This window comes from Streptomyces cinereoruber (assembly GCF_009299385.1).
Taxonomy (GTDB): Bacteria; Actinomycetota; Actinomycetes; order Streptomycetales; family Streptomycetaceae; genus Streptomyces; species Streptomyces bikiniensis.
Genome location: NZ_CP023693.1, coordinates 3,966,288 through 3,979,015, shown reverse-complemented (window position 1 = coordinate 3,979,015; position 12,728 = coordinate 3,966,288). Strand labels below are relative to the sequence as shown.

13 protein-coding genes are annotated in these 12,728 nt (G+C 70.9%); 7 read left to right on the top strand and 6 right to left on the bottom strand.

Annotated elements, in window-relative coordinates; translation table 11 throughout:
* Positions 1-109: 109 nt before the first annotated feature.
* Entirely contained in the window at positions 110-766 is a 657-nt protein-coding gene (locus tag CP977_RS17785) for a hypothetical protein (protein WP_109186748.1), read from the top strand.
* A gap of 112 nt (positions 767-878) precedes the next feature.
* On the opposite strand, the gene thiC is transcribed toward CP977_RS17785, so the two are convergent.
* On the bottom strand, positions 879-2,648 hold the full coding sequence (gene thiC, locus CP977_RS17780; protein ID WP_104860454.1) for a phosphomethylpyrimidine synthase ThiC: 1,770 nt from the start codon (positions 2,646-2,648) through the stop codon (positions 879-881).
* Between the two features lie 178 nt (positions 2,649-2,826).
* Here thiC and CP977_RS17775 point away from each other — a divergent pair, with 178 nt between their 5' ends.
* Complete coding sequence (locus tag CP977_RS17775; protein ID WP_372460708.1) at positions 2,827-4,311, top strand: YibE/F family protein; 1,485 nt, start codon at positions 2,827-2,829, stop codon at positions 4,309-4,311.
* A 126-nt stretch (positions 4,312-4,437) separates the two neighbouring features.
* Here CP977_RS17775 and CP977_RS17770 read toward each other — a convergent pair whose 3' ends face one another.
* The 4 genes from CP977_RS17770 to CP977_RS17755 form a co-directional block, all read right to left on the bottom strand.
* Complete coding sequence (locus tag CP977_RS17770; RefSeq protein WP_152371585.1) at positions 4,438-4,878, bottom strand: SsgA family sporulation/cell division regulator; 441 nt, start codon at positions 4,876-4,878, stop codon at positions 4,438-4,440.
* Between the two features lie 138 nt (positions 4,879-5,016).
* Positions 5,017-5,787, bottom strand: coding sequence for an IclR family transcriptional regulator (locus CP977_RS17765; protein ID WP_183953324.1), 771 nt, complete (start codon positions 5,785-5,787; stop codon positions 5,017-5,019).
* Between the two features lie 300 nt (positions 5,788-6,087).
* Positions 6,088-6,306 carry a DUF5326 family protein gene (locus CP977_RS17760; RefSeq protein WP_030206851.1) on the bottom strand — a complete coding sequence of 73 codons (219 nt, stop codon included), beginning with the start codon at positions 6,304-6,306 and terminating at the stop codon, positions 6,088-6,090.
* A 272-nt stretch (positions 6,307-6,578) separates the two neighbouring features.
* Positions 6,579-6,896: a cupin domain-containing protein gene (locus CP977_RS17755; protein WP_030206848.1), complete on the bottom strand. Its 318-nt coding sequence runs from the start codon at positions 6,894-6,896 to the stop codon at positions 6,579-6,581.
* Between the two features lie 51 nt (positions 6,897-6,947).
* Here CP977_RS17755 and CP977_RS17750 point away from each other — a divergent pair, with 51 nt between their 5' ends.
* The 4 genes from CP977_RS17750 (at position 6,948) to CP977_RS17735 (ending at position 10,173) form a co-directional block, all read left to right on the top strand.
* Positions 6,948-7,325 carry a phage holin family protein gene (locus tag CP977_RS17750; RefSeq protein WP_030206846.1) on the top strand — a complete coding sequence of 126 codons (378 nt, stop codon included), beginning with the start codon at positions 6,948-6,950 and terminating at the stop codon, positions 7,323-7,325.
* Positions 7,326-7,334: 9 nt separating this feature from the next.
* On the top strand, positions 7,335-8,507 hold the full coding sequence (locus tag CP977_RS17745; protein WP_062756975.1) for a cystathionine gamma-lyase: 1,173 nt from the start codon (positions 7,335-7,337) through the stop codon (positions 8,505-8,507).
* Between the two features lie 236 nt (positions 8,508-8,743).
* Positions 8,744-9,640 (top strand): LysR family transcriptional regulator, encoded by an 897-nt coding sequence (locus tag CP977_RS17740; protein WP_062753699.1) that lies wholly within the window; start codon positions 8,744-8,746, stop codon positions 9,638-9,640.
* 53 nt (positions 9,641-9,693) lie between these two features.
* Complete coding sequence (locus CP977_RS17735) at positions 9,694-10,173, top strand: NUDIX domain-containing protein (RefSeq protein WP_030206841.1); 480 nt, start codon at positions 9,694-9,696, stop codon at positions 10,171-10,173.
* 11 nt (positions 10,174-10,184) lie between these two features.
* On the opposite strand, the gene CP977_RS17730 is transcribed toward CP977_RS17735, so the two are convergent.
* On the bottom strand, positions 10,185-11,483 hold the full coding sequence (locus CP977_RS17730; RefSeq protein ID WP_372460707.1) for a globin domain-containing protein: 1,299 nt from the start codon (positions 11,481-11,483) through the stop codon (positions 10,185-10,187).
* Positions 11,484-11,711: 228 nt separating this feature from the next.
* On the opposite strand from CP977_RS17730, the gene CP977_RS17725 reads away from it, so the two are divergent.
* Positions 11,712-12,575, top strand: a complete 864-nt coding sequence (locus tag CP977_RS17725) for a GNAT family N-acetyltransferase (RefSeq protein WP_152370451.1) — start codon at positions 11,712-11,714, stop codon at positions 12,573-12,575.
* Positions 12,576-12,728: the final 153 nt, after the last annotated feature.

Genomic DNA, 12,728 nt, shown 5'->3' with positions numbered 1-12,728 from the left:
CCGCGGCGTCGCGGCCATAACATCGGTGCATCCGTAGCAGGCTCTCCTCCGTTTCCGCCCGCCCGGCCGTGTCTTCCGCTGCCGTCACGGGCCTACGGAGCATCGGGGGATGCACATGAACGTGGCTCCGCACCTGCTGACCGAGGACCGCGCCGAGTACGAGCGGGTCCTCGACGACGCACTGAGCACCGCCCACGCACGTCCGGAACTCGCCGGGGTCGGCTCCCGGCTCACGGTCGCGCAGCTCCGCGCGATGACGCTGAACGCGACGGCGCTCGTCACCTCCGCGGCCGCGAGCGAGTACGACCACTTCGTGAAGGTCCGCGAGCAGAACCGCGCGTCCGTCGGGGTCCGCGACCCGGACGCGCACGACCACCTCGGCACCGGCTCCGGCGCGGGCGTCGTCGCGATCGTCACCGTCATGGTCCCGGTCCTCGCGGGCGCCGCAGCCGTCATCTTCCTGCTGGTCGGAGCGGTGCTGCACGCCCTCGCCCCGACCGTGGCGTTCGGCGCGACCCTGCTCACCGCCGGTCTGGTCTTCGGCTCCCTCGCCGCCGCCGGTCTGCTCTGCGCGGCCGCCGGACTCCTCGTGACGGCCCTGCGCAACAGCCCGGTCGAGGTGAGCACGGGCGGCCCGCCCGCCGCTCCGGACGACGAGCTCTCCCGCGCCCGCGAGGCCTGGCGCCTCGCCCTCCTCGAACGCGGCATCCTCCCCTTCCTCCGCGACGCCCTCGCCGCCACCCCGCCGGACCCGACCGGCCCCTGACGCGCCGGGCCGGTCCGGCTCCCCAAAGGGCCACGGACGACCGGCCCGCGACTCCCCCGGGGGTCGCGGGCCGGCCCGCGCACGCCGAAGAGGTCCGTGCGCGGACGGGGTCCTACTCCGCCAGCGGCAGATAGACCCGGTTGCCGCTGGCCGCGAACTCCTTCGACTTCTCCGCCATGCCGGCCTCGATCTCCTCCTCCGTGCCGCCGTGTTCGCGGCGGATGTCCTGGGAGATCTTCATCGAGCAGAACTTCGGACCGCACATCGAGCAGAAGTGCGCGGTCTTCGCGGGCTCCGCCGGCAGCGTCTCGTCGTGGAACTCGCGCGCGGTGTCCGGGTCGAGGGCCAGGTTGAACTGGTCCTCCCAGCGGAACTCGAAGCGCGCGTCCGAGAGCGCGTCGTCCCACTCCTGCGCGCCCGGGTGCCCCTTGGCGAGGTCCGCCGCGTGGGCCGCGATCTTGTACGTGATGACGCCGGTCTTCACGTCGTCGCGGTTGGGCAGGCCCAGGTGCTCCTTGGGCGTCACGTAGCAGAGCATCGCCGTGCCCCACCAGGCGATCATCGCCGCGCCGATGCCGGAGGTGATGTGGTCGTACGCGGGCGCGACGTCCGTGGTCAGCGGGCCGAGCGTGTAGAACGGCGCCTCCTCGCAGATCTCCTGCTGGAGGTCGATGTTCTCCTTGATCTTGTGCATCGGGACGTGCCCGGGGCCCTCGATCATCGTCTGCACGTTGTGCCGCTTGGCGATCGTGTTCAGCTCGCCGAGCGTCTTCAGCTCCGCGAACTGGGCGGCGTCGTTGGCGTCCGCGATCGAGCCGGGGCGCAGGCCGTCGCCGAGCGAGTACGTGACGTCGTACGCCGCCAGGATCTCGCAGAGCTCCTCGAAGTGCGTGTAGAGGAAGTTCTCCTTGTGGTGCGCGAGGCACCAGGCGGCCATGATCGAGCCGCCGCGCGAGACGATGCCGGTCTTGCGACGCGCGGTGAGCGGCACGTACGGCAGGAGGACGCCGGCGTGGACGGTCATGTAGTCGACGCCCTGCTCGGCCTGCTCGATCACCGTGTCCTTGTAGATCTCCCAGCTCAGCTCCTCGGCCTTGCCGTCGACCTTCTCCAGGGCCTGGTAGAGCGGCACGGTGCCGATCGGCACGGGGGAGTTGCGCAACACCCACTCGCGGGTGGTGTGGATGTTGCGGCCGGTGGACAGGTCCATGACCGTGTCGGCGCCCCACTTGGTCGCCCAGGTCATCTTCTCCACCTCCTCCTCGATGGAGGAGGTGACGGCGGAGTTGCCGATGTTGGCGTTGACCTTCACCAGGAACCGCTTGCCGATGATCATCGGCTCGATCTCCGGGTGGTTGACGTTCGCCGGGAGCACGGCCCGGCCCGCCGCGATCTCCTCCCGCACGACCTCGGGGGAGACGTTCTCGCGGATCGCGACGTACTCCATCTCCGGCGTGATCTCGCCACGGCGGGCGTACGCGAGCTGCGTCACCGCCTGGCCGGAGCGGCCCCGGCGCGGCAGGCGGGGGCGGCCGGGGAAGACCGCGTCGAGGTTCTTGAGCCCGCCGCCGCGCGGCGAGGTGTGCTTGATGCCGTCGTCCTCGGGGCGGACCGGGCGACCCGCGTACTCCTCGGTGTCGCCGCGCGCGATGATCCAGTTCTCGCGCAGCGGCGGCAGACCCCGCCGCACGTCGGTGTCGACGGTGGGGTCGGTGTACGGGCCGGAGGTGTCGTACAGCGTGACGTCCCGGCCGTTGGTGAGGTGCACCTGCCGGACCGGCACCCGCAGGTCGGGGCGCGAGCCCTGGACGTATCCCTTGTGCCAGCCCGGCGTGCGGTCTTCCTGGCTGGTGGCAGGCGTGCGTGCATCCTGAATGGTCATGAGACCGATCTCCCTACGCCGGCATTACCCGGTAACAGGTTCGGCGGTCGGCGCAGCCTCCTCCCGTACGTACATCGGTACGCGCGTACGGTGATCAGCGCCCTCTCAGCCCGGTGCTCCGAGCTCCCGCGTGTGCAAAGGTGCCACCACGCTAGCGTCATCCCGGGCGTGCTGAACAGTGGGCCCCCGCCGTTCTTGCGATGATCGGTCGGTGACTTCCCCCCAGCAGACCCCCGAGCCGCACGACCACTCCCACGGTCCGGGACCGTCGTCCCACGGCCGCGGGCCCGATTCCGGGCCCGGCCAAGGGCATGGCCACGGGCCCGGGTCCGGGTCCGGCCATGGAGCCGGGCACGGGTCCGGCCACGGGCACAGCCACAGTCACGGGCCCGCCGCCCCCGTGTCCCGGCACCTGCGCAAGGTCATCGCCGCCGTCCTGGTCCCCTTCGCCGCCGCCGTCCTGGTCGGGCTCGTGGCCCTGTGGCCCGGCGGCGCCCCGCCGCACGAGCGCACCGGCGTCGGTTTCGACCGCCAGACCGAGCAGGGCAAGGTCGTCTCCGTCGAGCAGGTCGACTGCAAGTCCGTGAACGCCGGTCAGGTCCCGCCGACCGGCGACACCTCCACCCCGGAGGGGCGCGAGGCGGTCGAGGCCCAGCAGGGCGAGTGCAAGAGGGCGAAGGTCGAGGTCACCACCGGCCCGAACAAGGGCCGCGAGTTCACCGAGATCGTGCAGCCGGGCGCGCCGCGCCAACTGGAGGAGGGGCAGGGCGTGGTGGTGGCGTACGCCCCCGACGCCCCCTACGACCTGCAGTACGCGGTGACGGACGTGAACCGCAAGGTGCCGTTGGCGGTGCTCGCCGCCATCTTCGCCCTCGCGGTCGTGGCGGTCGGGCGGATGCGGGGACTGATGGCGCTGGTCGCGCTCGCCGTGAGTTTCCTGGTGCTGATGTTCTTCATCCTGCCCGCGATCCTGCAGGGGTCGAATCCGCTGGTGGTGGCGGTGGTCGGGTCGAGCGCGATCATGCTGATCGCGCTCTACATGTGCCACGGCCTCTCGGCCCGCACCTCGGTCGCGGTGCTCGGCACGCTGATCTCGCTGCTGCTCATCGGGCTGCTCGGCTCGCTCTTCATCGGCTGGGCCTCGCTCAGCGGCAACACCGACGACAACACCGGCCTGATCAAGGGGCTCTATCCGGACATCGACATGTCCGGTCTGCTGCTGGCCAGTGTGATCATCGGTTCGCTCGGTGTGCTTGACGACGTGACGGTGACCCAGACCTCGGCCGTCTGGGAGCTGCACCAGGCCGATCCGGGCATGGGGCCGCGCGGCCTGTACCGGGCGGGGATCCGGATCGGTCGCGACCACATCGCCTCGGTCGTGAACACGCTGGTGCTCGCCTACGCGGGCGCCGCCCTGCCGCTGCTGCTGCTCTTCTCCATCGCGCAGAGCAGCATGGGGACGGTGGCCAACAGCGAGCTGGTGGCCGAGGAGATCGTCCGGACGCTGGTCGGCTCGATCGGCCTGGTGGCGTCCGTACCGGTCACGACGGCGCTCGCGGCGCTCGTGGTCTCCGCCGACCGCGCGGAGGGGGCCGGCCGCCCGGGGACCGGCGGCCGGAAGCCCTCGTCGGCGCGGGGCGGACGCCGCCGCCGCGCCAAGTGACGGAAACGCGAGGGGTGGTGCGTCCGGTCCGTCGGCGTGCCGGCTCGGGGGGTCGGCTACGCAGAAGGGCCGGGAAGCGTCCGGGCAGGACCCGGATCAGAACGGCTCGGTGACGGTGCGTCCGTTTCAGGCCGGGCCGGCGCTCTCCCCGGCCAGGATCCGGCCGAGCGCCGCCTCCAGGTTGTCCTCGAAGTCGCCGAGTGCCCGTTCCTGACCGAGCGGAACCAGCTTGTCCGTACGGTCGAGGAAGGCGACGAGCGGTGGCGCGCTGGCCCGGAACAGGGCGCGGTCGCCGCCGACCTGGAGCCGGATGGAGACGTCCGAGAGCCGTTCGGGCTCGGTCGGGGCGATGTGGACATCGCCGTCTCCGCTGGGCCGGTTGATCCCGTCGAGCAGCAGCTCACGGCCGAAGGCCCAGGTCACGGGTGCGTCCCCGGGGAGGTGGAACGTCATCCGCACCGCGTAGGGATCCCGGGTCTCATACCGCAGTTCGACCGGGATCTTGAAGGAGAGCTCCTCGGAGACGAGGAAGCTCATCAGGACCTCGGCCTGAACCGACTCTCGCATCATGTACCCCGCAGTAGATGAAGCAGTTGTGTAAACACAGCTGCTGAAAGCTGTGACCGAAACGGCCAGGAATGATCCCCCGTGGCCCTCTTGACGCAATCGTGCTGTAAGCACTAGCAGATCACAAGGAGTGATTTTTCAGATACTGATAGAGAACGCGAGCGATCCGAAGAGCCTCCCGATCTCCGTGCGTAGTTGCTCGATCGCTGGGAGCAACCGTTCTTGCTGGTGGAGGGGGAGGGAAATGGCCATTGCGGCCGCCGCGGAGCCCGCCGTGATGGGGATTGCGGCGCAGACCGTGCCGAGCGCATATTCCTGACGCTCCACCAGGGGTTCCATTCTCCCCAAACCGCCCAAACGATCCAAAAGCGCACTCCGGTTACGCACCGTGTACGGCGTGATGGATTCCACCGGGTGGCGGTCAAGGTGGTCTTGACGAGCTTTCGGATCAAGTTGGCTCAAGATGCACTGCCCGATCGCGTGAGCGTGTGCCGTATCCCGGAAATCGGCCCATTCCTCCACTGCGGGGGCGGAGGGGGTGTCGGCGACGGCGACGAGCTCGACCTCTCCCTCCCGGTAGACGGCGAAGTAGATCGGGACGCCGATCTCGTCCCGCCAGCGGGCGAGAGAGTTTTCGATCTTGATGCGACGATTCTGCACAGCTCCGCCGACGGCCAGCCCGATGGCGGCGTCCCCCAGGACGAACACGCCCTTCTCGCGGAGCAGATAGCCCTCGTGCGTCAGGGTGCGGAGCAGGTGGTACGTGGTGGGCAGTGGAAGACCGGTCTCGCGGGCGAGCTGTTTCGCCGGGGCGCCGTCCGGGTGGGAGGCCACCGCCTCCAGGAGTCTCAGCGCGCGCTGCACCGAGCCGATCAGGGTAGGAGCGGTCGTCTGCGTAGCCGTGGCCAAAGGTCACCCCCAGGCGTGACGACGGATGCGTCGCACCCGCCCGCGGGGGCCGCCCCCGCGCCCGCCGGGCCTGGGAAACCGCTGGTCGGTAAGGAGGTCTACGCCTGTAGTCCCCATCGCGGCGGAGAGGTTCCACACTGTAGTGGGAGCCTTCGGGCCCCCACCCCGTTTAGCCCGGCCCGTTCCCCCGCCCGGGCTAACACTCTCTCCCCTGCCGCCGTACCGATGAGTGGCTCGTACTGCCGGGCCTCGGCCATCGGTCCCGGCACGTGCTGCCGGGAGGCGCTCTGTCCGCTCGTGCTACCAGTCCTCGCGCGACCGGCCGGAGGAGCTGAACTTCCGTACGACGTAGATCAGTCCGGCGACGAGGGCCACGAAGAGCAGCACCTTGAAGAGGAGACCGATCACGAAGGTCAGGACGCTGGTGATCAGTCCGCCGAAGACGAGCAGGGCGAGGGCGGGTATGGCGACCCACTTCACCCACCAGGGCATTCCCGCGAGCATCTCCCGTGCGGCCATCGTCCTACCTCGCTTCCGAAGAACCGTCCGCGCACTCCGCGCCGAACATCCTCAAGGCTAGGCGCCGGGAGGGGCTCTCGGGGGCCGCGGGGCCCCCGCTCTCCCCTGATCCGCCCCCTAGGGGGCCGGGGGCCGAACCGGCCGCGCGACCCCGAGCCGGACTCCGGGCCGCTCAGCCCTCCGGGGCCGGCTCTCCCCACTCGGCCCTTTGACCGCTCAGCTCTCCGGTTCCGGCCCGCCCCGCTCAGCCCTCCGAGACCGGTCCGCCCCGCTCAGCCCTCCGGGGGTGAGAACACCACCATGACCCGCAGGTCCTCGCTGATGTGGTGGAACTTGTGCTCCACCCCGGCCGGCACGTAGACCACGCTGCCGCGCGCCACCTGGGTCGTCTCCGTCCCCACCGTGATCGCCGCCCGACCGCTCACCACGAAGTACACCTCGTCCTGGCGGTGCGGCTGCTGCGGGTCCAGCTCCCCCGCGTCGAGCGCGTACAGGCCGACCGACATGTTCCGCTCCCGCAGGAACTGGAGGTACGCGCCCTTGTTCGCGGCACGCTCCGCCTCCAGTTCGTCCAGCCGGAATGCCTTCATCGCCCGTCAGCCCCTGCCCTCGGCCCGATCACGTCTGCCACGATCAGACACATGATGAATTTCGTAGTCAAGACGCTCGCGAACGCGGGCGCCCTGGGAGTCGCCATCTGGCTCCTCCAGGACATCACCCTGACCGGTGAGAGCACCGGCAAGAAGGTCCTGACCCTCATTCTCGTCGCGCTGGTCTTCGGCCTGGTGAACTTCTTGGTGAAGCCGGTCGTCCAGCTGTTCACGCTTCCCCTCTTCGTCCTGACGCTCGGCCTCTTCACCCTCGTGGTGAACGCCCTGATGCTGCTCCTCACCTCCTGGCTGGCCGACAAGCTCGACCTCAGCTTCCACGTGGAGGGCTTCTGGACCGCGGTCCTGGGCGGCCTGATCATCTCCGTCGTCTCGTGGGCACTGAACGTCGTGCTCCCCGACCGGGACTGAGTGGGCACCGTGACGCACGAGGAACACGCCTCCGGCCCCGACCGGAAGGCCGCCGCGCTCGGCGAGGGGACCCGCGCGGTGCGGGCCGGACTGCCCGAGCCGGTGAAGTACGAACCGACCCTTCCGGGGCCGGTGTTCGCCGCCCACTTCCACCTGCCGGGCGAGCCGACCGGCCCGTACACCTACGGCCGGGACGAGAACCCCACCTGGACCCATCTGGAGCGGGCGATCGGCGAGCTGGAGGCGCCGGGGGAGGAGGGCGTCGAGACGCTGGTCTTCGCCTCCGGCATGGCCGCGATCTCCGCCGTCCTCCTCTCCCAGCTGAGGTCCGGCGACGCGGTGGTGCTCCCGGCCGACGGCTACCAGGCGCTGCCCCTGCTCCACGAGCAGCTGCGGGCGTACGGCGTCGAGGTCCGCACCGCGCCGACCGGGGACGACGGGCAGCTCGCCGTCCTCGAAGGGGCCCGGCTCCTGTGGATCGAGACCCCGTCCAACCCCGGGCTCGACGTCTGCGACATCCGCCGTCTGGTGCGCGAGGCGCACGCCGCGGGCGCGCTCGTCGCCGTCGACAACACCCTCGCCACCCCGCTCGGCCAGCGGCCCCTGGAACTGGGCGCGGACTTCTCCGTCGCCAGCGACACCAAGGGCATGACCGGGCACGGCGACGTGCTGCTCGGCCACGTGAGCTGCCGCGATCCCGAGCGGGCCGCGGAGGTGCGGCGCTGGCGCAAGATCGTCGGCGCCATTCCCGGCCCCATGGAGGCCTGGCTGGCCCACCGCTCGCTCGCCACGCTCCAGCTGCGGATCGACCGCCAGTGCGCGACCGCCCTGGAGCTGGCGCGGACGCTCGCCGGCCGGGCGGACGTCACGGGGCTGCGCTACCCGGGCCTTCCCGACGACCCCTCGCACGCGGTGGCCGCCCGGCAGATGCGGCGCTTCGGTCCGGTGGTCTCCTTCGAACTGGCGGACCGGAAGCGGGCCGAACGGTTCCTGGAGGAGCTGCGGCTCGTGGACGACGCCACCAGCTTCGGCGGGGTGCGCTCCACGGCGGAGCGGCGCGGGCGCTGGGGCGGGGACGCGGTCGCGGAGGGCTTCATCCGCTTCTCCGTCGGCGCCGAGGACCCCGAGGACCTGATCGCCGACGTGCTGCGCGCCCTCGACGAGGCCGGTTCCACCGGCTGAGCAGCGGGTACGGGTCTCCCCGCGTGGAGCGGGGCGCTCCGAGCCTCCCCCCTCGTGGCTCGGAACGCCCTCGGTTCCACGCACGGAAACCGCCTGCACAAGGCTAGTTGACTCTGCGTCAGTGTCCAATCACGGTAGCGACAGAGACCTATCGACTTATTTATAGTTGGACGGTCCTGAGGCGCTGTCAGCCGACCGCCTGAGTCGAACGGCCCCACGGCCGGGAGGGGGCGGACATGGATCTTGCCCTACTACGGACGTTCGTCACGGTGCACCGGGCCGGCTCCTTCACCCGGGCCGCGGCCCTCCTGGGCCTCTCGCAGCCCGCGGTCACCAGCCAGATCCGGACGCTCGAACGCCAGTTGGGGCGCCCCCTCTTCCTCAGACGGGCGCGCGGCGTCACCCCGACCACCATCGGGGACGAGCTGGCCCACCGCGCCGCGCCGCACCTGGACGCCCTCGTGGAGATCACCGAGACCGGGCTCGACGAGGAGAGCGGCATCCGGACCCTCCACGTCGCCGGGCCCCCGGAGTTCACCGCGCTCCGCGCACTGCCCGCCCTCACCCCCCTGGTCGGCCAGGGCCTCGCCGTACGGACCTCCTTCCCGGTCACCATGGAGGAGGTCCTCGACGGCCTCGCCGCCGGCCACCACGACCTCGCCATCACCACCGCCCGCCCGCGCGGCGGCCTGCTCCACTCCACCCCGCTCTGCGACGAGGAGCACGTCCTGGTCGCGGCGCCGCGCTGGGCCGCCCGGCTCTCCCCCGAGGTGCTCCTGAGCAAGGGCGCCGTGGTCCTGGAGCAGCTTCCGGTGGTCGAGGTGCACGAGTCGCTGCCGTTCGTCTCCCGCTACTGGGCGAGCGTCTTCGAGACCGGGCCGGCCGCCGCCGCCACCGTGATCGCCCCCGACCTGCGGGCCGTACGGGACTCCGCCGCCTCCGGTGCGGGGCTCGCCGTCCTGCCGCGGTACCTGTGCGAGGAGGCCCTGGAGCAGGGGCGGCTCGTGGCACTCCTCGATCCCCCGGTGCCCCCGCTGCGGACCTACTTCCTGGTCGTACGGACGGGAACGCTCGCGCTCGCCCACCTCGCCCGGGCGCACGAGGCGCTGCTGGACGCCGCCGAGGACTGGTGAGCCTCGGGGGACCGGCGCGTTTCAGCCCACCCCTCACGGGCCATTTTCTTCACATGACCGAACGGCCCGTGATCAAGCGCACCGCACGCGCCATCCTGCTCGACGGGGACGACCTCATCCTCATCAAGCGGACCAAGCCGGGGATGGATCCCTACTGGCTCACGCCCGGCGGCGGTGTGGAGCCCACCGACTCCACCGTCGTCGAGGCCCTGCACCGCGAAGTGCTCGAAGAGCTGGGCGCCAAGATCACCGACGTGGTGCCCTGCTTCGTCGACACCGTCGAGCACATCGTCGACGGCGGGATCTCCGGCGTGAAGGTCCAGCACTTCTTCGTGTGCCGGCTCGGCTCCATGGACACCTCCCTGCGGCACGGGCCCGAGATCGAGGAGCCCGTCGGCGAGTACGAGATCGTCCGGGTGCCCTTCACCCGGGTCGGCATCGCGGCCGTGCACCTCGTCCCGCTTTCCCTGCGCCACTACCTCGACGGCAACATCGAGGGCGTCCGCGCGATGCACGCCCCGGACCTGGGCTGACCTGGGCCGGATCAGCCGGAGGCCGCGGGGGCCAGCTCGGCCAGGAAGTCGTGGCGGATGCGCTCCGAGGGGACTCCCGCTCCCCGCAGCGCGTCCACTCCGCGCCGGACCATGCCCAGCGGGCCCGAGAGATAGGCGTCGCGCTCTCCCCAGGGGCCGTAGCGGCAGACCGCGTCCGGAAGGTGTCCCTGCGCCTCGGTGACCGGGTGGACGGAGAGCCACGGGAAGGTCTTCTGGAGCCGCAGCATCGTGTCGATGTCGTAGAGGTCGTGCCCGCTGCGCGCTCCGTAGAAGACGTCGACCGGACGCCGGTCCCCGTGCTCGGCGACGTCCTCGACCAGGGCCTTGATCGGCGCTATCCCCGTGCCGCCGCCCAGACAGAGCAATCCGGTGTCCGTGGAGTGGTCGACCGTCATGGAGCCGCCCGGCGGCCCGAGCCGCAGCACGTCGCCGGGGCGCGCCCGGTGGACCAGCGCGTTGGACACCCAGCCGGCCGGGACGGCCTTGACGTGGAGGGAGAGCAGCCCGTCCGGTCGCGGTGCCGAGGCGAAGGAGTAGTGGCGCCAGATCCGCGGCCACCACGGAGTCTCCAGCGTCGTGTACTGCCCGGCGAGGAAGGGGTAGGGCTGGTCGGGCCGGAGCGTGACGACGGCGACGTCCGGGGTGCGCAGGTCGTGGGAGACCACCTCGGCGTGCCACCAGGCGGGGGCGGACCGCTCGTCCTCCGCCGCCGCGTCGATCATGATCTGGGAGATCGTCGTGTACGTGCGCACCCAGGCCGCCTGGGTCTCGTCGTTCCAGGTCGTCGTCGCGTACCGGGTGAGGGCTCCGATGAGGGCCTCGCCGACGGCCGGGTAGTGGGCGGAGTGGGTGCCGTACTTCCGGTGGCCCCTGCCGAGGTTCTCCAGGTACGCGGTGAGGGCCGGGGCGTCGTCCAGGTGCTCGGCCGCCGTCAGGAGGGCCTTGAGCAGCCGGTCCCGCTGGGTGTCCATGGCGACGGGGAACATGTCGCGCAGCCCGGGGTTCCGCACGAAGAGCAGGGCGTAGAAGTACGAGGTCATCCGGTCGGCGACCGGTGCGATCTCCGCCAGGGTGCGGCGGACGAGGAGCGCGTCGGCGGAGGGCCCTCGGGATGTCGGGGTTCCCTTCCCGTCCGTCATCGGGAGCTCGTGCTCGTCCGCGGCCTTCGCGTCCGTCGTGGGGGTCGGAGCATCCATCATGTGCCTCGCCTTGTGCTGGCCGGGCTTCCGTGAACGCAGCATGGGGGGTCCGACCACCTTCGGGGACGGAAAGCGGTGTTCTCGGTCCATAGGGCCGGTTTCCTGACTAAGCTGCGCTGTTTTGGACCAGGACTTTTCCGGCAGCCCTGGCGGGTCCGGCAGAAGCACAGCAAGGCCGCCCCACTTCGGGTTTCACGTGAAACATCGTTCGTGTCCACGGTTCGTATGCCACAGGGCGGGACGAACACTCCTCCGAGGAGCAACCAGATCCGGTAAAGCAGTGGACGGAAGATCAACGTGTCGGACAGCCTGAAAGGTATGCCGATTTCTCCCGCCGCCCTCGCGCAGCTTCCCGTCCGGCGCCTCACCCCCGGCGACCTCCTCGCCTGCGCCGACCTCTCCGAGAACCGCGAATGGCCCCGCGAGGAGCACAAGTGGGGCTTCCTGCTCACCGCCGGCACCGGGTACGGCATCGACGACCCCGCGGGCGAGGGACTGCTCGCCTGCTGCGTGGTCACCTCGTACGGACCCGGGCTCGCCGCGATCGGCATGGTGCTCGTCGCCGAGCGGTACGCACGCCAGGGTGTGGGACGCCGGCTCATGCGGCACGTCCTGGAGGAGGCCAAGGACACCCCGCTCACCCTGCACGCCACGGCGAACGGACAGCCGCTCTACGAACAGCTGGGCTTCACGGAGACGAGCCGTGCGGAGATGGTGCGCGGGCGCTTCACCTTCGCCGCGCCCGCTCCGTCCGTCCCGGTGCGCCCGGCGACGGCGGACGACCTCCAGGCGATCCTCCGCCTGGACCTGGAGGTCTTCGGTCTCGACCGCACCCATGTGATCACCCGGCTCCCCGCCTTTGCGGACCACCTCCGGGTCGCGGAGGAGGACGGCGAGATCACGGGCTTCGCGGCGGCCTGGCCCAATATGGACACCCATGTCGTCGGACCGCTGATCGCCCGGGACCCGGCCACGGCCAAGGCCTTGATCGCCTCCCTGGCCGCCGCCTCCGACCGTCCTCTGCGCACGGACATCGACGTGCGCCACACGTCCCTGCTGAGCTGGGTGAAGGAGAACGGCATCGACCCGATCGCCACGAACTCGGTGATGGTCCGCTCCCTGCCCGACCTCCCCGGCGACTGGCGCCGCCGTTTCGCCCCTCTCACGGTCGCGGCCGGATAGGCAGCCGCCACGACGTACCCCGGAGCCGGTGGCGCGCCCCGATCGACTCCGGGCATCCGGGCACAGATTTACTTGCAGACGCGCATTATTGCGTCTCATCCTTTACTCTGGATCCGAGCCGCTCCGGTGCCCAGGAGAGACCGAGGAGAGACC